Source organism: Nitrospira moscoviensis, assembly GCF_001273775.1.
In the GTDB taxonomy this organism is placed as follows: domain Bacteria; phylum Nitrospirota; class Nitrospiria; order Nitrospirales; family Nitrospiraceae; genus Nitrospira_D; species Nitrospira_D moscoviensis.
Genome location: NZ_CP011801.1, coordinates 3,674,120 through 3,693,887, shown reverse-complemented (window position 1 = coordinate 3,693,887; position 19,768 = coordinate 3,674,120). Strand labels below are relative to the sequence as shown.

Annotated in this window: 15 protein-coding genes; all 15 read left to right on the top strand. The window is 65.7% G+C overall.

The window, feature by feature from the left end; translation table 11 throughout:
* Positions 1-216: 216 nt before the first annotated feature.
* A complete protein-coding gene (locus NITMOv2_RS17935) occupies positions 217-1,224 on the top strand; it encodes a sodium:calcium antiporter (protein WP_053381172.1) in 1,008 nt (335 codons plus the stop codon).
* A gap of 8 nt (positions 1,225-1,232) precedes the next feature.
* Positions 1,233-4,007, top strand: a complete 2,775-nt coding sequence (locus tag NITMOv2_RS17930; RefSeq protein WP_083448166.1) for a cation-translocating P-type ATPase — start codon at positions 1,233-1,235, stop codon at positions 4,005-4,007.
* A 56-nt stretch (positions 4,008-4,063) separates the two neighbouring features.
* On the top strand, positions 4,064-4,456 hold the full coding sequence (locus tag NITMOv2_RS17925; protein ID WP_145976412.1) for a hypothetical protein: 393 nt from the start codon (positions 4,064-4,066) through the stop codon (positions 4,454-4,456).
* Positions 4,443-5,114 (top strand): chemotaxis protein CheB, encoded by a 672-nt coding sequence (locus tag NITMOv2_RS17920; RefSeq protein WP_053381170.1) that lies wholly within the window; start codon positions 4,443-4,445, stop codon positions 5,112-5,114. The genes NITMOv2_RS17925 and NITMOv2_RS17920 overlap by 14 nt, the downstream gene beginning before the upstream one ends.
* 200 nt (positions 5,115-5,314) lie before the next feature.
* Positions 5,315-8,665 carry a CheR family methyltransferase gene (locus NITMOv2_RS17910; protein WP_187299259.1) on the top strand — a complete coding sequence of 1,117 codons (3,351 nt, stop codon included), beginning with the start codon at positions 5,315-5,317 and terminating at the stop codon, positions 8,663-8,665.
* A gap of 142 nt (positions 8,666-8,807) precedes the next feature.
* The gene (locus tag NITMOv2_RS17905) at positions 8,808-10,076 is read left to right on the top strand and encodes a PAS domain-containing sensor histidine kinase (RefSeq protein WP_053381167.1); all 1,269 of its coding nucleotides are present in this window, start codon (positions 8,808-8,810) and stop codon (positions 10,074-10,076) included.
* A 131-nt stretch (positions 10,077-10,207) separates the two neighbouring features.
* Positions 10,208-11,380, top strand: coding sequence for an ATP-binding protein (locus NITMOv2_RS17900; RefSeq protein WP_053381166.1), 1,173 nt, complete (start codon positions 10,208-10,210; stop codon positions 11,378-11,380).
* 122 nt (positions 11,381-11,502) lie between these two features.
* Positions 11,503-13,470 carry a PAS domain-containing sensor histidine kinase gene (locus NITMOv2_RS17895; RefSeq protein WP_053381165.1) on the top strand — a complete coding sequence of 656 codons (1,968 nt, stop codon included), beginning with the start codon at positions 11,503-11,505 and terminating at the stop codon, positions 13,468-13,470.
* Entirely contained in the window at positions 13,467-14,087 is a 621-nt protein-coding gene (locus NITMOv2_RS17890; RefSeq protein ID WP_202967258.1) for a response regulator transcription factor, read from the top strand. Before NITMOv2_RS17895 ends, NITMOv2_RS17890 begins: the two co-directional genes overlap by 4 nt.
* A gap of 239 nt (positions 14,088-14,326) precedes the next feature.
* Positions 14,327-14,758 carry a cupredoxin domain-containing protein gene (locus NITMOv2_RS17885; RefSeq protein ID WP_053381164.1) on the top strand — a complete coding sequence of 144 codons (432 nt, stop codon included), beginning with the start codon at positions 14,327-14,329 and terminating at the stop codon, positions 14,756-14,758.
* 15 nt (positions 14,759-14,773) lie between these two features.
* Positions 14,774-15,061: a sll1863 family stress response protein gene (locus tag NITMOv2_RS17880; protein WP_053381163.1), complete on the top strand. Its 288-nt coding sequence runs from the start codon at positions 14,774-14,776 to the stop codon at positions 15,059-15,061.
* Positions 15,062-15,191: 130 nt separating this feature from the next.
* Entirely contained in the window at positions 15,192-15,647 is a 456-nt protein-coding gene (locus NITMOv2_RS17875; RefSeq protein WP_053381162.1) for a c-type cytochrome, read from the top strand.
* Positions 15,648-15,672: 25 nt separating this feature from the next.
* Positions 15,673-16,341 (top strand): cyclase family protein, encoded by a 669-nt coding sequence (locus tag NITMOv2_RS17870; protein WP_053381161.1) that lies wholly within the window; start codon positions 15,673-15,675, stop codon positions 16,339-16,341.
* 36 nt (positions 16,342-16,377) lie between these two features.
* Entirely contained in the window at positions 16,378-17,775 is a 1,398-nt protein-coding gene (locus tag NITMOv2_RS17865; protein ID WP_053381160.1) for a glucose-6-phosphate dehydrogenase, read from the top strand.
* Between the two features lie 129 nt (positions 17,776-17,904).
* A complete protein-coding gene (locus NITMOv2_RS17860) occupies positions 17,905-19,737 on the top strand; it encodes a glycoside hydrolase family 15 protein (protein WP_202967257.1) in 1,833 nt (610 codons plus the stop codon).
* Positions 19,738-19,768: the final 31 nt, after the last annotated feature.

The following is a 19,768-nucleotide window of genomic DNA, read 5'->3' as shown; positions in this document are numbered from 1 at the left end:
TGGCCGGGCCGGCGGGCTGTTGTCGTGGCGGCATCATGCGTTGAAGATCGTGGGCTGCTGAACAGGTGGTTTGGCGCCGCTCGCTCCTATAAGGCTGCACCTGGCGGCGCAATGTCGTCGCGAGCTTTCAGTGGCTGCGATCTTCTCTGCTGCGATACCGCCGCGACAACAGCCCGCCGGCCCGGCCGCTTGAGAAGGGCAAGAAGAAGACCTGTGATGATCTGGCTCGTGTTTGCCGTCAGCGCTGGCGTTATTGTGGTGGTCGGGACGAAACTGTCGCGCTTTGGCGATCAGATCGCGGAGCTGACGGGATTGGGCCGGTTGTGGATCGGCGTGGTGTTGATGGCGGCGGCGACCTCGCTGCCCGAGGTCTTCACCACCGTGAGCGCGGCTTGGATGGACGCTCCGGATCTCGCGGCGGGGGACCTCTTCGGCGCCGGCCTCACGAACATGTTGACCTTGGGGCTGATCGACCTGCTGCACCGGCAGAAACGGGTGTGGCAGCAGGCGGCGCTGGAGCATACCTTGACGGCGGCCCTGGCGATGGTCCTCACCGGGCTTGCCGCCTTCTTCGTGCTGCTGCACATCCATGTGGCTCCTCTCGGGGTCGGCTTAGGGAGTCTCTCGTTACTCATGCTCTACGTGCTCGGCATGCGGCTGGTATTCCGGCAGGAGGACATGAAGCGGCGTCGACTGGAGCAGGAAGCGTTGGTCGAGCGATTGGCGGGGTCTCATGATGCATCGGCCGCGCGGGGCGCTGCGCTCCGGCGGGCGGGGAGCGGCTTCGCGCTCGGCGCACTGGCCTTGCTCGTGGCGGCGCCGGCCCTGGCCTGGTCGGCCGATCGCATTGCCGAGGAGACCGGCATCAGCGCGACCTTCATCGGCACGTCGCTGCTGGCGATCGCGACGTCGTTGCCGGAACTCGTGACGTCCTTCGCGGCGGTTCGCCTCGGCGCGTTCGACCTCGCCGTGGGAAACCTCTTCGGCAGCAACGCCTTCAACATGGCGGCGTTCTTTTTTGCCGACCTGGCGTACCGCGGCGGCGGGCTGCTCGCTCACGTCGGCCCGGCGCATGCGCTCACGGCCCTCTGGTCCATCGTGATGATGAACGTGGGACTGATGGGCATCATCTACCGCGCCGAGAAGCGGTTCATGCTGATCGAACCGGACAGCCTGTTGATGATCGCGATGTATCTGCTGGGATTGTGGCTGCTCTTTCAGTGACGACACGTATGATGGACGTAGAGCGACAGACACCCGGAGCCGCGCCGTGGCATGCTTTGACTGCAGAGGCGGTCGTGGCGCAGTGGGGTTCGCATCCGGAGAGGGGCCTGACCGGCGAGGAGGTCGCCCGGAGGCGGTCGCGCGACGGATTCAACGAGCTGCCTGAAGCGGCCGCGGCCTCCTGGCTCGGGCTCTTGTTGTCCCAGTTCACGAACATCGTCATCTGGGTCTTGATCGGCGCCGCGGTCGTGTCGGGGTTGCTGAAAGACTGGCTCGATGCGGCGGCGATCCTGGCCATCGTCCTGCTGAACGGCCTGCTCGGGTTCGTGCAGGAGTATCGGGCGGAACGGTCGCTGGCGGCGCTGCGCAAGCTGTCCGTCGCGATGGCCCGCGTCTTCCGTGACGGCGCGCTGCAATCCGTTCCCGCGCGCGAGCTGGTGCCGGGTGACGTGATCGCGCTGGAAGCGGGCGACCGCGTGCCGGCGGACGCGCGGCTGATCTACGCGGCGAATTTCCAAACTCAGGAGGCGTCCCTGACCGGCGAGTCCACCCCGGTTCGGAAACGCCCGGAGCGGCTGGCCGCCGACGTGCCGCTGGCCGACCGGAGCAACATGATGTTTATGGGCACCGTGGCGGTGTCCGGCAAGGCGCGCGCGCTGGTGGTGGCGACAGGCTCCGGCACGGAATTGGGCCGGATCGCCGCCATGATTCAGAAGGCGGCCGAGGCCGAGCGGGCCGAAACCCCGCTGCAGCGCCGACTGGAACAGTTCGGCTATCAGCTGCTGTGGCTGGCGCTCGGCGTCGTCTCGGTGGTGTTCGCCCTCGGCTACCTGCGCGGCGAGCCGTTGGTCGAGATGTTTTTGACGTCGGTGAGCCTGGCCGTGGCGGCCGTGCCCGAGGGCCTTCCGGCCGTCGTGACCATTACGCTGGCGTTGGGCGTGACGCGGATGGTCAAGCGGCATGCGCTGATCAGAAAACTGCCGGCCGTGGAAACCTTGGGATCGGCCACGGTGATCTGCACCGACAAGACCGGCACGTTGACGAAGAACGAGATGACGGTGACCCGCCTGTTCGTCGACGGCCGTGTCTTCGAAGTGACGGGCGAGGGGTACGAGCCGGCGGGGGAGATCCGCGCCTCCTCCCCGGCCCTCCCCCTTGAGGGGGGAGGGGAGGGTGGGGGTGAGGATGATCGGGGTGACGATGGTGGGGGTGCCGGCTTGCGCGAGCTCCTCACCGCCGCGGTGCTCTGCAACGGCGCCACGCTGCGGCAAGAACACGGCGTCTGGCAGGTCATCGGCGATCCGACGGAAGGCGCGTTGCTCGTCGCGGCGGCGAAAGCGGGGCTCGCGAAGGACGAGCTGGAGCGTCGGGCTCCCTTGGAAAGAGAAATTCCGTTCGATGCCGAGCGCAAGATGATGACGATCATCCGCCGGACCGCGGAAGGCGGCACCGCCTACAGCAAAGGCGCGCCCGACGTCTTGCTGCGGCGCTGCACGAGCCGCATGACGCTGGACGGTCGGACCGAGCCGTTGGACGACGCGCACCGGCGTCGGATTGCCGAGGCCAACGCCTCACTGGCGCAGCAAAGCCTCCGCGTGCTGGCCGTGGCGCATCGGCCGCTCCGCCATCGGCGTGCCGATTCGGACGATGACATCGAGCGGGAGCTGGTCTTCCTCGGCCTCTTCGCGATGAAGGACCCCTTGCGGCCGGAAGCGGCGGAGGCCGTGCGCCTGTGCCGGCAAGCCGGCATCCGCACCGCCATGATCACGGGCGACCACAAGGACACGGCCGTCGCGATCGCGCGCGAGCTGGGTCTGCATCGCGACGGGGAAACGGCGTTGTCGGGGTCGGAGCTCGACAATCTGACGGACGAGCAACTGGCTCAACGAGTCGAGCGGGTGGGGGTCTATGCCCGCGTGTCCGCCGAGCACAAGCTGCGCATCGTCCGCGCCTGGAAACGTCGGGGCGCCGTCGTCGCGATGACCGGCGACGGGGTCAACGACGCGCCGGCCATCAAAGCCGCGGATATCGGTGTGGCGATGGGCATCGCCGGCACCGATGTCACCAAGGAAGCCTCCGACATGGTGGTGACGGACGACAACTTCGCCTCGATCGCGGCGGCGGTCGAAGAAGGCCGGGGCATCTTCGACAACATTCAGAAGACCGTGCATTTCCTCCTGTCCTGCAACGTGAGCGAAGTGCTCGTCATGCTGTTCGCCGCGCTGCTCGGCCTGCCGCTGCCGCTCCTGCCGATCCAGATTCTCTGGATGAACCTCGTCACGGACGGCATTCCCGCCTTGGCCTTGGCGGTGGACCCCAAGGCGCCCGACCTGATGCAGCGGCCGCCGCGCCGCCCCGGCGATCGGCTCCTGGATCGCGCGCGCCTTCTGTCGATCGGCGGTGAAGGGCTGATGCTGGCGCTGATCGCCTTAGCGGCATTCGGCGCGAGCTTGTTTCTCTGGCACCAGACGGTCGAGCAGGCGCGGACGGTCGCCTTCACCGTCATGGTGGTCGCGCAGCTCGTGCACGCGTTCAATTCAAGAAGCGAGCGGCTCTCGCTCTTCCAACTGGGGATCGCCACGAATCGCTCCCTCGTCTGGGCGTTTCTCCTGTCGCTCGGCGTGCAATTGGCCGTCATCACCATCCCCGCCGCGGGTCCGATCTTCAAGGTCGCTCCCCTGCCCCTCGAAGATTGGGAGCTGATGGCCGCCATGGGGCTGCTGCCGCTCTTTATCATGGAAGCGGCGAAGGCGGTGAGGCGCAGCCGGAGCGCTCCCGCGTGACCTAGGGTTCTCCCTAGTATCCCGCGCTTATTCCTCCGTACTACCGTGGCGCTGCCATGAAACAGGCGCGGCGGCGTACGACCTCTTCTCTCTCTCCTCCTTCCGCCGCTCGGGAACCCTGTGTCGTTCCCATCTCGTGCCCCGACTGTTTCGGCGTGCTGCGATTCGAACGGGAAGGACCGCACGGGCACCTCCTGTACCGCTGCCAGGTGGATCATCGCTATGCCCCCGCCAGTCTGCTCGACGCCAAAGAAGCCCAATTGGAGCGGAGCTTGTGGTCAGCCGCGCTCCTGCTCAAGCAATTGGTCTACGTCTATGAAGACCTCCTCGCCGAAATGAAAACGGCGGGCGGGCGCCGGCGCGCACAGATCCGCCGCCGCATCAACGAAGTGAGGAAGCAATGCCTCGCGATTCGCGCCATGATCGAGGCCAGCCATGCCGTGGAGTAAGGCCGACAACGGTTTTCCGATTCGACTCCCACGGCCTCGCACAGCGATCAATTCAGAAGGCATCAAACGGGACGTCGTCGTGATCGGCGCGTCGGCCGGGGGCGTCATGGCGTTGAGGGAATTGTTCGCGGCGTTTCCCGCCGGCATGCCGGCTGCCGTGGGGGTGGTGCTCCACCGCAGCGCGGCGCCGGGGGAGCTTGCGCAGGTATTGGGCCGCCGCTCGGCCTTGCCGGTGATCGAACCTGCCGGTCGCACCGCCATGAAACAGGGGCACATCTACCTCGCTCCGCCGGATCATCATCTACTCTTCGAAACGGGCCGCCGCCTCGCCATTCGGCGCGGCCCGCGAGAGCACAGCACCAGGCCGGCCGTCGATCCGCTCTTTCGGTCCGCGGCGGAGACCTACGGGCGGCGCGTCGTCGGCATACTCCTGACCGGTTGCGGCGAAGACGGGGTCAGCGGGTTGATCGCGATCGCCAAGGCATCCGGGCTCACCCTCGCACAAGATCCTGAAGAAGCCTACATGCCGTCCATGCCGTTGAACGCCTTGCGGTACGACGACGTGAACGGGGTGTTTCGGATCGACGAGCTGGGGCCGGTGGTGGCGGCGCTGGCCGCCGGTCGCGAAATCCCGGCACGGCGGGCGACGAGGCGGTGAGCATGCAAGGGGTCAGGCACCATTTGCGCGCAGCGCCCTACGGGTCGTCCCGACAAATGGTGCCTGACCCCCTTCCGGCTCCCCTGACTCCGTTCCGGCTCCCTATAAGGCTTCCAAGCCTCTTGCGAGCATCCCGGCACAAGCCTACAATTTGCTCCCTTTGCAAACCGATTTCCCAACTCACCGGGAGCCTGATCGCGATGCCGAAGAGACCGGCGACTAGACGCGGAGAGTTTCGGTCGGCGCCACGCCCGGCAGTTCGCAAGAAGTCTGCCGCCGGCACGCCGCGCCGGTCCTCATCGACGAAGCGGCCGTCGTACATCATCGGCATGGGTGGGTCGGCCGGCGCCTTGGAGGCCTTCGAGCAGTTCTTCGCCCACATGCCGGCGGACAGCGGCTTCGGCTTCGTGCTCGTGCCGCATTTGGATCCCACGCACAAGGGCATGATGCCGGATCTGCTGCGCCGCTGCACGACCATGAAAGTCGTGCAGGCGGAAGACGAGATGCCGGTCCTGCCCAACCGCCTCCATATCATTCCGCCCAATAAAGACATGACGATCTTTCACGGCGTGCTGCACCTGCATGAACCGACGACGCCCCGCGGCGCGCGCGCGCCGATCGACCTGTTCCTGCGGCACCTGGCCGAGGACCAACAGGACCGGGCGATCGCGGTCATCTTTTCCGGCATGGGGAGCGACGGCACGCTGGGGATCAAAGCGATCAAGGAGCATTTGGGGCTTGCGGTGGTGCAGGAGGCGTCGTCGGCCAAGTACGACAGCATGCCGAAGAGCGCGTTGGGCACCGGGCTGGTGGATTACGTGGCCGCTCCTCACGATATGCCCGACAAGCTTCTCGCCTACGCGCGGCATTCTTCCAAGGTGCCGCGCGAGGCGTTGGGGACGGAGCGGACGGTGTCCGGGGCGCTGGCCCGCATCTTCGCCCTGCTGCGGACCCATACCGGACACGATTTTTCCTTTTATAAGAAAAACACGATCTACCGCCGAATCGAGCGCCGGATGAACGTGCACCAGATCGCGCAGCTCGCGAAGTACGCCAAGTTTCTCCAGGACAATCCCCACGAGCTGGATTTGCTGTTCCGGGAGCTGCTCATCGGCGTGACGAGTTTTTTCCGCGATCCGGAGGCGTTCAAGGCGCTGAAGGAGGCGCTGCCCGCGGTGCTGCGAAACAAGCCCAAAGGCGGCGCCGTGCGGATCTGGATTCCCGGCTGCTCGACCGGCGAGGAGGCCTATTCGGTCGCCATCGTGGCGGCGGAGTGTCTGGACCAGCTGAAGCTGGAGGGCACCGTCAAGGTGCAGATCTTCGCCACCGACATCGACAAGGAGGCGGTCGATCGGGCCCGCCAGGGCGTCTATCTGCCGACGATTCGGGCGGACGTGTCGCCGGCCCGCCTGCAGCGGTTTTTCGTGAAGGAGGATCACGGCTATCGGGTGGCGAAGCAGATCCGGGAGATGATCGTCTTTGCACCGCAGAACGTCATCATGGACCCGCCCTTCACCAAGCTCGATCTGCTGTGCTGCCGGAATCTGCTCATTTATTTCACGGCCGAGCTCCAGCGCAAGCTGCTGCCCATGTTCCATTACACGCTCAACCCCGGCGGGATTTTGTTTTTGGGTTCCAGCGAGACGATCGGAAGCTATCACGATCTGTTCGCCCCCGTCGACAACAAGTGGAAGATCTTCCGCCGCAAGGAGTCCCGTGCCGGCACCGCGTCCTACGTGGATCTGCCGTCCACCTTGCTGCCCCGCGATGCGGGCAAGGCGCCGGGAGCCCGCAAGTCGGAGACGGAGCTGGGCATTTCCCTGGCCGAGGCGTCGCGCCAAATTCTCTTGGAGCGGTTCGCCCCCCCGTCGGTCCTGGTCAACGAAGGCGGAGAAATCTTGTACATCCAGGGGCGCACGGGGAAGTATCTGGAGCCGGCGTCCGGGGAAGCGGCGATGAACATCTTCACGATGGCCCGGGAAGGGTTGCGGCTGGAATTGGGCAGCCTCATCCGCAAGGCCCTGCTCCACCGGCGGGAAATCACGGGACAGGGTATTCGCGTGCAGGCGAACGGAGGCTATGAGACGGTGTCGGTGATCGTCAGGCCGGTGACGGGGCGGGTGGGACTCCGCGGCATGGTGCTGGTGGCGTTCGAGGAGGGAAAACGCCCGGAGCCGGCGCCCGACGGCCGAGCCGCCGAACGAACCGGCAAGCGGGGCAAGGAAACGACCGCGCTTACCAAGGAACTGCTGCATACCAAGGAGCAGTTGCAGATCACCATCGAGGAAATGGAAACGTCCCAGGAAGAGTTGAAGTCGGCCAATGAAGAACTGCAGTCGACCAACGAAGAGCTGCAGAGCACGAACGAAGAGCTGACGACATCGAAGGAAGAGTTGCAATCCTTGAATGAAGAACTGGTCACGGTGAACTCGGAGCTGCAGCAGAAGATGGACGACGTGTCGCGGGCCAACAGCGATATGAAAAATCTGCTGAACAGCACGGACATCGCGACCGTCTTCGTCGACAACCATCTGCACATCACCCGCTTCACCCCGCAGGCGGCGGCCGTCATCAAGCTGATTCCGACCGACGTCGGCCGCCCGATCAGCGACATCGCGACCAATTTGAAGTACGAATCGCTGGCCGACGATCTGAAAGAGGTGCTCGACACGCTGGTGTACAAGGAACTGCAGGTCGAAACGAAGACGGGCGACTGGTATCTGCTGCGCATCATGCCCTACCGGACGATGGACAACGTGATCGACGGCGGCGTGCTGACCTTCACGAACATCGGCACGGTGAAAAAGCTGGAGGCGTCGCTGCGCGAGAGCGAGCGGCGGCTGCAAACCTTGTTCGAGAACATGCCGGTCATGATCGCGGCGTTCGACGAGCATCATCGGATCATCGCGTGGAACCGGGAGTGCGAACGGGTCACGGGGTATCGGGCGGACGAGGTCATCGGCCGCCCGGACCAGCTGAAGCTGCTGTTCCCCGACGAGGCGGCCGCCCGCGCGCGGCTGGGCCGGGGGCGGGATCAGCGCGGCGCCGACTCGGGAGAATGGGAGTGGCGCCTCGCCGCCAAGGATGGGACAATCAAACGGGTGACGTGGCTCAACCTGGCGGGCCGAGTGCCGATTCCCGGGTGGGCCGAATGGGGAGTCGGATTGGAAGTGACGCCGCGGCGCGAGGCGGAGGAGCGGACCTCGGCGCTGTTTCAGTCGGCAACTGAAGCGATGGGCTTCGCCACGGCCGAGGGGCTCCTGGTCGACGTAAACGAGGCCCTCGCCCGCATGCTCGGGTATCCCCGCGAGGCCCTCGTCGGCCGCCGGCGCTACCAGGACCTCACGCCGCCCGAATATCTCAGCGACAACGAGGCCGTAGTCAGGCATGTGCTCGGGACGGGCGAACCCCGCGAGTTCGACAAGGAGTTGATCCGCCAAGACGGAACGCGTGTGCCGGTGCGGCTGACGATCTTCCGCATCACCGGCGGCGAAGGGATGCCGGTCGGCATCGGCACCATCGTCAGGCCTAGGGAGGGGGTAGCGGGGTAAAGAGGGGTAGTGGGGTAACGGGGGTAAAGGGGTAAGGGAGAGATGAACAGGATAGGTAGCTGGTGCGTCTCCGGAAAGACAAGCCGGAAAGACAAGCCGGAAAGACAAGCCGGAAAGACAAGCCGGAAAGACTGGTGTCTCTATGGCTAACCTTGCGAGCCGCGCCCAAGAGCCGGACGATCTTCGCCGGCGCGCCGAAACGCAGTTGAGCCGCCTGGTGCAGCAGTCGGTCCCCAGTCTCGCGCCGGAAAATGTCGAGGCGCTGGTCCATGAGTTGCGCGTGCATCAGATCGAGCTCGAGATGCAATGCCACGAGCTACGGAAGGCGCAGGCGGAGGCGGAGGAGAGCCGGAACCGGTATCGCGAATTGTACGAGTCGATCCCCATCGGCTACGTCACGATCGATTCTACCGGCCGGATGATCGATATCAACCCCGCCGGTTTAGCGCTACTGGGCGAACAGCCGGTACGCCGGACGCCGACCAGTTTCAATGCCTACTTCTCCGAGCGCGATGTCCATCGGTTCATCCTGTTCTGCCGGGAGGTGGTTGCCAAGCAAGAACCGAACAGCGGTGAGTTCGAAATGAAGCGAGCCCGCGGTGGAGGCTTTTTTGCCTCCCTCCAAGCGGCCCCGGCTCGGAACGATCAAGGCCAGGGCGGCTGTCTGCGTGTCACGTTCAAAGACATTACGCGGCGCAAGGAAGCGGAAGAGGTGTTGCGCCGGCATCAACTCGAGCTGGAAGGAAACCGGGCCGAGCTGCGTGATCTCGCGGGGAAACTATTCTCGGCGCAGGAAGAAGAGCGCCGGCGGATCGCCTGCGAGCTGCACGACGATCATTGCCAGCGCCTCACCGCCGCGATTCTGGAAGCCAATACGCTGGCGAAAGTGCTCCGGACGGCCCAGCCCGCGCTGGTCCCGCGCCTGGAATCGGTGCGAAAAAAGCTCGTCGACCTCCTGGAGGACTTCCGCCATCTCGCCCACGACCTCCATCCGCGAAATCTCGATACCGTGTCGTTGGCCAGCTCCATGCGGAGCCATCTCAAGGAGATGGCCGACTACGCCGGTCTCCGGATCGAGTTCGAGGAAGAGGACGTGCCCGGCCGCCTGCCGATGCCGATCATCGTCTGCCTGTATCGCCTGCTGCAGGAGAGCCTGTCCAACATCCATAAACACGCGCGTGCGACCCATGTGCGCGTCCGGCTGGCCGGCAGTCCCGACCGCCTCACGTTGACGGTCGCCGACGACGGAGCGGGATTCGATCCCGGCCGCCCGTCGGAGAGCCGGAAGGGCATCGGCCTCACCAGCATGCACGAGCGAGTGCGGCCGCTCGGCGGAACGGTCTCGATCGAGAGCCGCCCCGGCGAAGGCACGACGATCACCGTCACGATTCCGTCGCCCCGCGAGGCGTGACGGTCTTCGGCGCGTCGTCTTCACGCACTCGCCTCTTCTCGCCTCTCGTCATCATGATGCGCCGGCCGGTGTCGGCGATCACCTTCCGTCAGGCTTGAGAATTCTAAACTCGTACTTTAGAATACTCATCCATGCGATATCTTCATCGTGAACTGGAAGGGCCGCTCAGGAAGGCGGCAAGGAACTTTGCGGCCGTTGTGCTGACGGGGCCGAGGCGGGCCGGCAAGACATGGCTCCTGCGGCATCTCTTCCCCGAGGCCGCCTACTTCCTGTTGGAAGATCCGTCCATCGTGGCTCGATTGCGGGCCGACCCCCACGGATTTCTCGACTCCGTGACGCCGCCCGTGATTCTCGATGAAGTGCAGAATGTGCCGGAAGTGTTCGGCCTGGTGCGGGTGCGTATCGATCAGCGCCCCCGGAAGACCGGCCAATGGCTGCTGACCGGTTCGCAGGAAGCGCCGTTGATGCAGGGAGTGACGGAGTCCATGGCCGGCCGGGCCGCCGTGCTGCAACTGCGCCCGTTGTCGACGCGGGAAAGCCCCAAGGTCAGCCTGCTCCTGGGAGGATATCCCGAGGCGGTGGCGCGTCCGGGCGCCGCGCCGCAGTGGTTCAATTCCTACGTGCAGACGTATCTGGAGCGGGACGTGCGCGCCGTCACGGCCGTGAAGGACCTCTCGACATTTCGGCGCTTCCTCGCATTGGTGGCCAGCCGCCATGGGCAGATTCTGAACAAAACCGACTTGGCCGCGCCGTTGGGCGTCAGCGTGCCGACGATCACGCAATGGCTCGGCGTGTTGGAGACCACGGCGCAGGTGCTGATCGTGCCGCCGTTCTATGAGAATCTCGGCAAGCGTCTGATCAAGTCCCCTAAACTGTACGTCGCCGACGCAGGGTTGGCCTGCCATCTGCTGGGCATCGATTCGGCGCGCGAATTGGCACGGTCGCCTTTTCTCGGCCCGCTCTTCGAGGGGTTCGTCGCGTCGGAAATCGTCAAAGCTCAGATCAACGCCGGCCGGCGCCCCGAGATCTACTCCTTTCGGGACGAGCAAGGGCTGGAGGTGGATTTCTTGATTCCGGGTCGGCGAGGATCGGTTTCGCTCGTGGAATGCAAGGCCGGGCGCACGGTGGCGCCGGCGATGGCTGCGCCGATGCAGCGACTGGGTCGAGCCTTGAGGGAGAAGAGAGCGCACGGCGGCGTGAACATGTTTCTGGTCTACCAGCCTTCGACGACCCCGTTCGGGACCACCGCCTTGGCTCCAGGCGTCAAAGCGATGTCCTGGCTGCAATTCGTCCGCGAGCTGTGAGCCGGGCCGGCTCCCGTCTTTGACAGGGCCGCGAAGCGGCAGTCCCGACACCGCTGCGGCGGCGGTTCGCCTTGCGCAGCCTGAGGGGGCTCTCTAGACTAGGCGGCGGAGGCGGTGCAGTCATGACCCGCGCGTTCTTTCGGAGCCGGCTGAACTGTCCTGGCGGTGCGCCGGACAATCCCCTCGATGGCGAAGGGAATGGCCGGCGACAATGGTCACAGGTGGTGCTGGCGTCCTGCGCCCGATACGCCCAGCGCGGCGGCCTCTTCGAGGGCGTGCTCATCGCGCTCATACTCGGATTGTTCGTCCTTGATCTCGAGCTGCCGCTGGGGGCCGCGCCGGAGTTTCTCTACGCGGGGGTGGTGTATTTTTCTCTGTGGTCCTCCCGCCGGCAGTTTCCGCTGCTGGTGACCGCCGGGTGCACGGGATTGACTCTGGTGGGATTCCTTCTCTCGCCGGCCGGCACGGCGGTCTGGATCGACCTGGCAAACCGGTTTTTTGCGGTGGTGTTGCTGTGGATCACGCTGGAGCTGGGCCTAGCCAGACGAGAGGCGCATCAGGCGCTGCGCGAATCCCATGCCGAGTTGGAGCGCCGCGTGCGGCAGCGGACGAGCGAACTGTCCCATGCCGTCGACTCGCTCCAGGACGAATTGCTGCAACGGACGAAGGCTGAGCGGTTGCTGGCGGAAAGCCGTGAACGGTACCGGCTCCTGTTCGACCATGCGCCCTATCCGATGTGGATCGTGGATCTGGACACGCTCGCGTTTCTGGACGTCAATGAGACCGCCGTGCGCCATTACGGTTACTCGCGGGAGGAGTTTCTGCGGATGACCGCCAAGGACATTCGGCCGCCCGAAGACGTGCCGCGCTTTCTGGAGGCCGTGCCCCTGGCGCAAGACAGCCCCAGGATCGAAGGCAACTGGCGCCACCGCAAGAAGGACGGATCGATCATCGACGTCGAACTCGGGCTCTACTCGTTCACGATCGACGGCTGGCGGGCGCGGCTCGCCGTGGTGAACGATGTCACGGAGCCCACGCGCATCACCCGCGAGCTGAAGGAAAGCGAAGAGCGTTTCCGCCGGATCTTCGACGGGGCGCCGATCGGGATGGGCATCGTCGGGTCCGATTGCCGGTTTCTGAAAGTCAACGAGGCGTTCGGCGAGATGCTGGGGTATCGCCCGCCCGAGCTGATCGGGAGGACGTTCGGAGAGATCACGCATCCGGGCGATCTCGATGCGGACCTCCGGTTGGCGGAGGAAGTGTTGCGCGGCGCGCGCCGGTCGTATCACATCGAAAAGCGCTATCGGACCAAGGCCGGCGGGGTGGTCTGGGGACAGTTGACCGTCACCGCGCTCCGCTATCGCGAAGACGGGCCGATCTTTGCGTTGGGCATGGTCCAGAACATTACCGAGCGGAAACGGGCTGAAGCCATGCGGGAGCGGCTGGTTGGCAAGATCATGGTGGCCCAGGAAGACGAGCGCCGGCGGATCGCGCGCGACCTGCACGACGGCATCGGGCAGACCTTGACCTCGCTCGCCGTGGGGCTCCGGTCGCTGGAGGAAGCCCGCGCGATGGAGGAGGCGGCGCCTCAGGCCAAGACGCTGAGACGGATCGCCGCGGAGGCGGTCGACGAAGTGCGCCGCATCGCCCGGGGGTTGCGGCCCAGCGTGCTGGACGATTTGGGGCTTGCGGAGGCGGTGCGCCAATATGCGCGCGAGTACCGACGGGCCCACGGCATTGCGGCGGATGTCCACGTGGATGGGTTGGCGGCCGACCGCTTACCGAGCGCCGTGGAAACGACGTTGTACCGGATCATCCAGGAAGCCTTGACCAATGCGGCCAGGCATGCGGCGGCGAGGACGGTGAGCGTGGTGTTGCACGGCACGGCCGGACAGGTGAAAGCCGTCATCGAAGACGACGGGTGCGGGTTCGACGTGGACGGGGGCGGCGCACCTTGCCGCCCGCCCGGGCTCGGCATCCAAAGCATGCATGAACGGGCGGCATTGCTCAACGGGACCGTGGCGATCGAATCATCACCGGGGAAAGGCACGTCCGTCTACGTGCAGATCCCGTTGAGGGAGGGTGCATGACGGCGATTCGCGTGCTGCTGGCGGACGACCATGCGGTGCTGCGGACCGGTCTCGCGATGCTGTTGAATGCCCAGCCGGACTTGGAGGTCGTGGGGGAGGCCGGAGACGGCGATGAGGCTGCGGCCCTGGCGCGGGAGATCGAGCCGGACGTCGTGATCATGGACCTCACGATGGGGCGCCATTCCGGGCTGGAAGCCATCGCGGCGATCCGGCAGGCGCAGCCCGCCGTGCACGTGCTCGTCCTGAGCATGCACACCGACATTTCCTACGTCCGCACCGCGCTGGCGGCCGGCGCCACGGGCTACGTCGCAAAAAGCGTCGCCGATGCGGAGCTGCTGATCGCCGTGCGCGCGGTCGCCAAAGGGCGGACGTTCGTCGATTTGGCCGTCACCGATGGGGCGCTTCGCGAAGAAGCCATGGGGCTGTTGACCGGTCAAGGGGATGAGCCGTCGGCGCCGCTCCATCGGCTGAGCCGCCGGGAGCGCGAGGTGCTGCTCCGGGTCGCGCAAGGTTTTACGAACGCCCAGGTGGCCGAGGAATTGGGGCTGAGCGTCAAGTCCGTCGAAACCTACCGGGCGCGTCTCCTCAGAGAAACTCGGCTTGCGCACCCGCGCTGAATTGGTCCGTTTCGCCGTCGGATCGGGACTGTTGACGGCGGAAGGGCTGGCTCGAATCGAGTAAGCGCCTCTCCTCGGCCGGCCGGCCGATTCCACTCCCTCCATTGTCAGGCTTTCCCCGACAACCATGCCGGTCCTGTCGGAGTTATCCCGCTATCCATAACCAGAGCGAGCGTGCTATTCGATTCTGGGGCCGATGGAACGCTTGATTTCTATCTCTAATCATCGAGGAGGGGAACATGTATTCACACAGTCGTCGTCTGGCGGTCATGTGGTCGATTTGTTTCGTGGCGGGGTTGTCCGTGGCGGGCTGCGCGCATCCGCCTACCAGCCGTTCGGGCGTCGTGCACGATATTCGGATCGCTGAAGGACCTGAACCGGCGGACCTGATCGTCAACCCCGGCGACGAAGTCAGATGGGTCAACTCGCGGACGCTTCCGTTGCGGATCGATTTGGTCAATGTCAAAGCGGAAGACGTGTCTTGTGAACGCGGATTCTCGAACCTCTTCGGGGCGATGCGGGAGTCGGCGACGATCAAGCCGAACGAAAGCGCGAGCGTGTGCTTCACGAAGCCGGGCGTGGTCAACTACAACCTGAGAATGGAATCCGCGCTGCCTGGCGGGAAGAACATTGTTCCAGGAGTTATCCGAATCGGCACGATGGGCAAATAAGAAAGGATCGATCCCATGGGACTCAAAGAGGCATATCAAGACAAGCTGGAAGCGCAGCTCAAAGAATGGACCGCCACACTGGACCAGGTGAAGGCGAAGGCGGATGCAGCGGAAGCGAGCGCTAGGATCGAGTACTACAAACAGATCGACGGCGCGCGGGCTCAGATCGCAGCCGCTCAAGCCAAGTTGAACGAGCTGAAGGCGTCGACCGAAGATGCATGGGCATCACTCAAGGGCGGGGTCGAGGAGACGTGGGCCAACCTCAAGACCGCAGTCGACGGAGCCGTCTCCAAGTTCAAGTAGCTGTCGGCGTCGGACGACGGGAGATTCTGGCGTTCGCCAGAGGCGGAGCGGGAAACCGTGCGCGGCCGAAAGTCGGAACGGCGCGCAGCCTGAGGCTGCGAGAACCACCATGACGAGGAGGGAGGCCTTCATGCACACAAGGACATTCGGGCTGGTCGCAGCAGGCGTGAGCGTGTTGGCCGCGACGCTCGCCCTGTCCGCGCCGGAAAAAGATCCGCTGAAGCCGCGCGTGCCGGCGGCGCAATTGGACGAGGCGAAAAAACTCGGCACGCCGTTGTTCAAGGACGCCAAGAGCGCGCCCGCCAAAATGGTGGAAGAGGGCAAAGCTCTCTATGAGGGCAAAGGCACCTGTTTCAACTGCCACGGCAAGAGCGGCAAAGGCGACGGCATGGCCGGCGCCATGCTCGATCCGGGGCCGCGCGATTTCACCAACTGCGCGTTCCAGAAGGCGCGCACGGACGGCGAGCTCTTCTGGACGGTCAAGCACGGCATTCAGGGAACCGGCATGGTGTCGTTGTCGCCCGCGGTCGTGAGCGAAGAAGAGGCTTGGAAGATCATCGCGTACGTGCGCAGCTTCTGCAAATAGCGTCTCGCGCCGGAACGGGGAGGACATGGCTGTCGGTTGGATCGATATCACGGTGCCGCTTCGCGACGGCATGGTGCATTGGCCCGACAACCCGCCCGTCCGAATCACGCGGCGGTTGGATATGGAACGCGGCGACGACTGCACCGTGACGGAGCTGGCGCTGGGCGTTCACACCGGTACCCATATGGATGCGCCGGCGCATTTTCTGGCCGGCGGTCGGGGCATCGAGACCATGCCGGCGGCGGCGACCATCGGCCCGGCGCGGGTGATCGAGATCCGCGATCCGGAGTCGATCACGCTTCATGAGCTGCGCGCGCAGCGCATTCGCCGCGGCGAGCGCCTGCTGTTCAAGACCCGCAACTCGTCCCGCTGCTGGAAGACGGATCGGTTCGTCACGGACTTCGTCTATCTCGACGAGGCGGCCGCCCGGTGGCTCGCCGCGCGCCGGGTGCGCACCGTCGGCATCGACTACTTGTCGGTGGCGGGGTTTCATCGCGACCCGGCCGTCACGCACCGCGCGCTGCTCAATGCCGGCGTGTGGATCATCGAGGGGCTGGATCTGTCGAAGGTGCGGGCCGGCTCGTACGACTTGATCTGTCTCCCCCTCAAGATCGCGCAGGGCGACGGCGCGCCCGCCCGCGCTTTCATCAAACCCCGAACCAGACAGACCAGACAAACCAAACAAACCAGATAAACCAAACAAACCAGATAAACCAAACAAACCACCGCCATGCTCGACACGCTCCTCATCTTCGGCGCATCCGGCGACCTGACGTCCCGCTATCTCATGCCGGCCCTGGCGCGGCTCCACCAGGCGGGGCAGTTGCCGGCCCGCTTCCGCATCGTCGGGTTGGCGCGGGACGCGTGGGACACCGACGCCTTCCGCCGTCACCTCGAGCAGCAGATGGCCCAGGCGCCGCCGGCCATCCTGGCCTCCGCGCGCGCGGCCGTGCTCGCCTGGACGGAGTACCGGCAAGTCGATGTGACCGACCGGCGTCAGGTTGCGGAGGCCTTGGGCGGAATTGCGAATCCCCTCGTCGCCTACCTCGCGCTCCCACCGGCCCTTTTCAAGCCGGCAGTCGAAGCGTTGGCCGCGGGCCGCTTGCCGAAGGGCAGCAAACTGGTGCTCGAAAAACCCTTCGGAACCGACCTGGCGTCGGCGCAGGAGCTGAACCGCCTGCTGCACGACACGTTTCCCGAGCCGGACGTGTTCCGGCTCGATCACTTTCTCGGCAAGCAGACCGTCCAGAACATCCTGGGATTCCGCTTCACGAACCGGATCTTCGAGCCGCTCTGGAACACCCAGCACATCGAACGGGTCGAGATCATCTGGGACGAAACCCTGACGGCCGCCGGGCGGGCGTCGTTTTACGACGGCACGGGCGCGCTGCGCGACATGATCCAGAATCACCTGCTCCAACTTCTGGCGCTGATCGGCATGGAGCCGTTGCAGAGTTTGAACGAGCGGCAGCTGCGGGATCGCAAGGTGGACGTGCTCCGTGCGGTTCGACGGCTTTCGCCGGACGAGGTCGCCCGGTGCACGTTGCGCGGGCGCTACGGCCGCGGGGCGATCGGGGAGCGGGAGATCCTCCCTTATATAAAGGAGGGGGGCGTCGATCCCGCCCGGCGGACGGAAACCTTTGCCCAAGTGGTGCTGGTGATCGACAACTGGCGCTGGGCGGGCGTGCCGTTCCTGCTGCGGACCGGCAAAGCGTTGAATCGGGACCGCCGCGTGATCGCGATCCACTTCAAGCCGGTCCCGCATCTCGCGTTCGGCCAGCAGTCCCAGCCGCAGCCCAACGTGCTCACGATCGAGCTGGATCCGGACCGGATCGGACTGGCGATCAACGTGAACGCGCCCGGCGAGCTGTTCGCGCTCGACCGGGTCGAGCTCGAGAGCCCCTGCGGCTCGGGCGGGCTGCCCGCCTACGCCCGGCTGCTCCTCGACGTGCTGCAGGGCGATCTGACCTTGTCGATCCGGGACGACGAAGCGGAGGAATCCTGGCGGATCGTCGAGCCGATTCTGGAGAGCTGGGCCGAAGATCGCGTGCCGCTGCTCGAGTATCCGGCGGGGTCCGCCGGTCCGCCGGAGGCGGAACAGACCGTGCTGTTCGGGAAGGCGTCATGAGAGCCGGGAGACTCAGTCGGATGGAGCTCGGCGTGCCGGTCGTGTCCGGCGGCCCGGCGGCGTCCGCATGACGGGGAGCGCCTGCGAGCGGGTCGTCCTCGCCCCGCGTTCGACGTGAAGGAGGCTGGCATGATGGCTCCATCCGCGATGAAACCGATTCTTCACACCGACGGCTATCTGCCGATCGCCGACTACGGTCTGGTGGGCGATGGCGCCACCGCGGCGCTCGTCGGCCGCGACGGAAGCGTCGCGTGGCTGTGTCTGCCGCGCTTCGACGCGCCACCGCTGTTTTGTAGCCTGCTGGACGCGGTCGACGGCGGGGCGTTCACGATCTCGCCGGACGGGTTGCTGGCGTCGGGACAATGGTACGAGCCGGACAGTGCGGTGCTGATCACGGACTTGCAGAGCGCCACGGGGCGGGTGCGCCTCACGGATTTCTGTCCGCTCATGGCCGGCGCCGACCTGACCGAGGATGTGCCGGCGACACGGCGCGAGTTGCTGCGCCGTGCGACGGTGGTTGACGGGACGGTACGCCTGCGGATCGACATCGCCCCGCGGGGCGGCGGGGAAGCGGAGCCGCGCGACGGAGGGCTGCGAATCCGTTGCCGCGCATTGCCGGAACTCAACCTCTATCTCTCCTCCACCGTCCCGCTCACCGGCTTACGCACGTGGATCACGCTGAAGGCCGGACAGTCGGCGCACCTGCTCCTGCGCTGGCGGCAGTCCCATACGCATCTCGATCACTTCGAGCCGGCGAAACTGTATGACGACACCGTCTCGGTCTGGCGGCGCTGGCTGGCGGCGCTCGAGTACCGCGGTCCTCAAGCGGCCCTCGTGCGCCGGTCCGCCATCACGATCAAACTGTTGGATCACTTTGAAAACGGCGCCATCGTGGCCGCCCCGACTTCGTCATTGCCGGAGCGCATGGGGGGCACGCGCAACTGGGACTACCGGTACGCGTGGGTCCGCGACGCCGCGTTCTCCGTCTATGCGCTTCACCGCATCGGCCTGTCGCACGAGGCCGCGGGCTTTCTCGGCTGGGTGCTGGACGCCGTGGAGCGGGACGGCCGTCCGCGGGTGATGTACAACCTCGACGGCGGCATGCCGCCGACGGAGCGCGAAGATCCCGGCTTGGAAGGATACCGGCGGTCCAGACCTGTGCGCTGGGGGAACGCGGCCGCGGCGCAGCGGCAGCACGATGTCTACGGGGAAATCCTGGACTGCGCCTATCAGTGGGCGGCGCATCACGGCGAAATTCCGGAAACGCTCTGGGCCCGCCTGGCCAAGTTGGCCGACGCCGCCGGTCGCGAGTGGCGGGAACCCGATCACGGCATCTGGGAGGTGCGGACGAGCGGCCGGCCCTTCACCTATTCAGCTGCGATGTGCCAGGTGGCGCTGGAGCGCGCGGCCCGCCTGGCCGATCGATTCAAGCTCGCCGGTTCCATCGACGCGTGGCGCCGGACGGCCGCCGAGATCGAACGAGCGGTCCTGACGGAAGCCTGGGACCCCGCGATCGGCTCGCTCACCGAACATCTCGGCGGCGGAGGGCTGGACGCCAGCCTCCTGGCGCTGCCGCTCCGGCGCGTGGTCCGCGCGGACGATCCGAAAATGGTGGCGACCACCCGCGCGATCGTTGAGCGGCTGGGCGCAGGGAACGGACTGCTCTATCGCTATTTGCCGGAGGATTCGCCCGACGGCTTGCCGGGCCACGAAGGCGCGTTCTTGCTCTGCAGCTTCTGGCTCGTCGACAACTGGGCCAAGCAGGGACGGCTCGACGACGCGCTGGAGCTGTACGACTCGCTCTGCGCCCGGGCGGGCCCGCTCGGGCTCTTGCCCGAAGAAATCGATCCCGACACCGGCGCCTTTCTCGGGAACTATCCGCAGGCCTTCAGCCACATCGGTGTGATTTCGAGCGGCGTCAATTTGGCCAAGCTGTTCCAACAGGCCGGGCGCACCGTATGACCGTGCTCTCTGACTTACCGGGGTAGTTGCC

What these genes read in the sequence shown, in the direction of transcription:
- NITMOv2_RS17880 (WP_053381163.1), top strand. Translation starts at nt 14,774, where the DNA reads ATGGGACTCAAAGAGGCATATCAAGACAAGCTGGAAGCGCAGCTCAAA.
- NITMOv2_RS17895 (WP_053381165.1), top strand. Translation starts at nt 11,503, where the DNA reads ATGACCCGCGCGTTCTTTCGGAGCCGGCTGAACTGTCCTGGCGGTGCG.
- NITMOv2_RS17870 (WP_053381161.1), top strand. Translation starts at nt 15,673, where the DNA reads ATGGCTGTCGGTTGGATCGATATCACGGTGCCGCTTCGCGACGGCATG.
- NITMOv2_RS17910 (WP_187299259.1), top strand. Translation starts at nt 5,315, where the DNA reads ATGCCGAAGAGACCGGCGACTAGACGCGGAGAGTTTCGGTCGGCGCCA.
- NITMOv2_RS17930 (WP_083448166.1), top strand. Translation starts at nt 1,233, where the DNA reads ATGATGGACGTAGAGCGACAGACACCCGGAGCCGCGCCGTGGCATGCT.
- NITMOv2_RS17875 (WP_053381162.1), top strand. Translation starts at nt 15,192, where the DNA reads ATGCACACAAGGACATTCGGGCTGGTCGCAGCAGGCGTGAGCGTGTTG.
- NITMOv2_RS17900 (WP_053381166.1), top strand. Translation starts at nt 10,208, where the DNA reads ATGCGATATCTTCATCGTGAACTGGAAGGGCCGCTCAGGAAGGCGGCA.
- NITMOv2_RS17935 (WP_053381172.1), top strand. Translation starts at nt 217, where the DNA reads ATGATCTGGCTCGTGTTTGCCGTCAGCGCTGGCGTTATTGTGGTGGTC.
- NITMOv2_RS17925 (WP_145976412.1), top strand. Translation starts at nt 4,064, where the DNA reads ATGAAACAGGCGCGGCGGCGTACGACCTCTTCTCTCTCTCCTCCTTCC.
- NITMOv2_RS17885 (WP_053381164.1), top strand. Translation starts at nt 14,327, where the DNA reads ATGTATTCACACAGTCGTCGTCTGGCGGTCATGTGGTCGATTTGTTTC.
- NITMOv2_RS17860 (WP_202967257.1), top strand. Translation starts at nt 17,905, where the DNA reads ATGATGGCTCCATCCGCGATGAAACCGATTCTTCACACCGACGGCTAT.
- NITMOv2_RS17905 (WP_053381167.1), top strand. Translation starts at nt 8,808, where the DNA reads ATGGCTAACCTTGCGAGCCGCGCCCAAGAGCCGGACGATCTTCGCCGG.
- NITMOv2_RS17920 (WP_053381170.1), top strand. Translation starts at nt 4,443, where the DNA reads ATGCCGTGGAGTAAGGCCGACAACGGTTTTCCGATTCGACTCCCACGG.
- NITMOv2_RS17865 (WP_053381160.1), top strand. Translation starts at nt 16,378, where the DNA reads ATGCTCGACACGCTCCTCATCTTCGGCGCATCCGGCGACCTGACGTCC.
- NITMOv2_RS17890 (WP_202967258.1), top strand. Translation starts at nt 13,467, where the DNA reads ATGACGGCGATTCGCGTGCTGCTGGCGGACGACCATGCGGTGCTGCGG.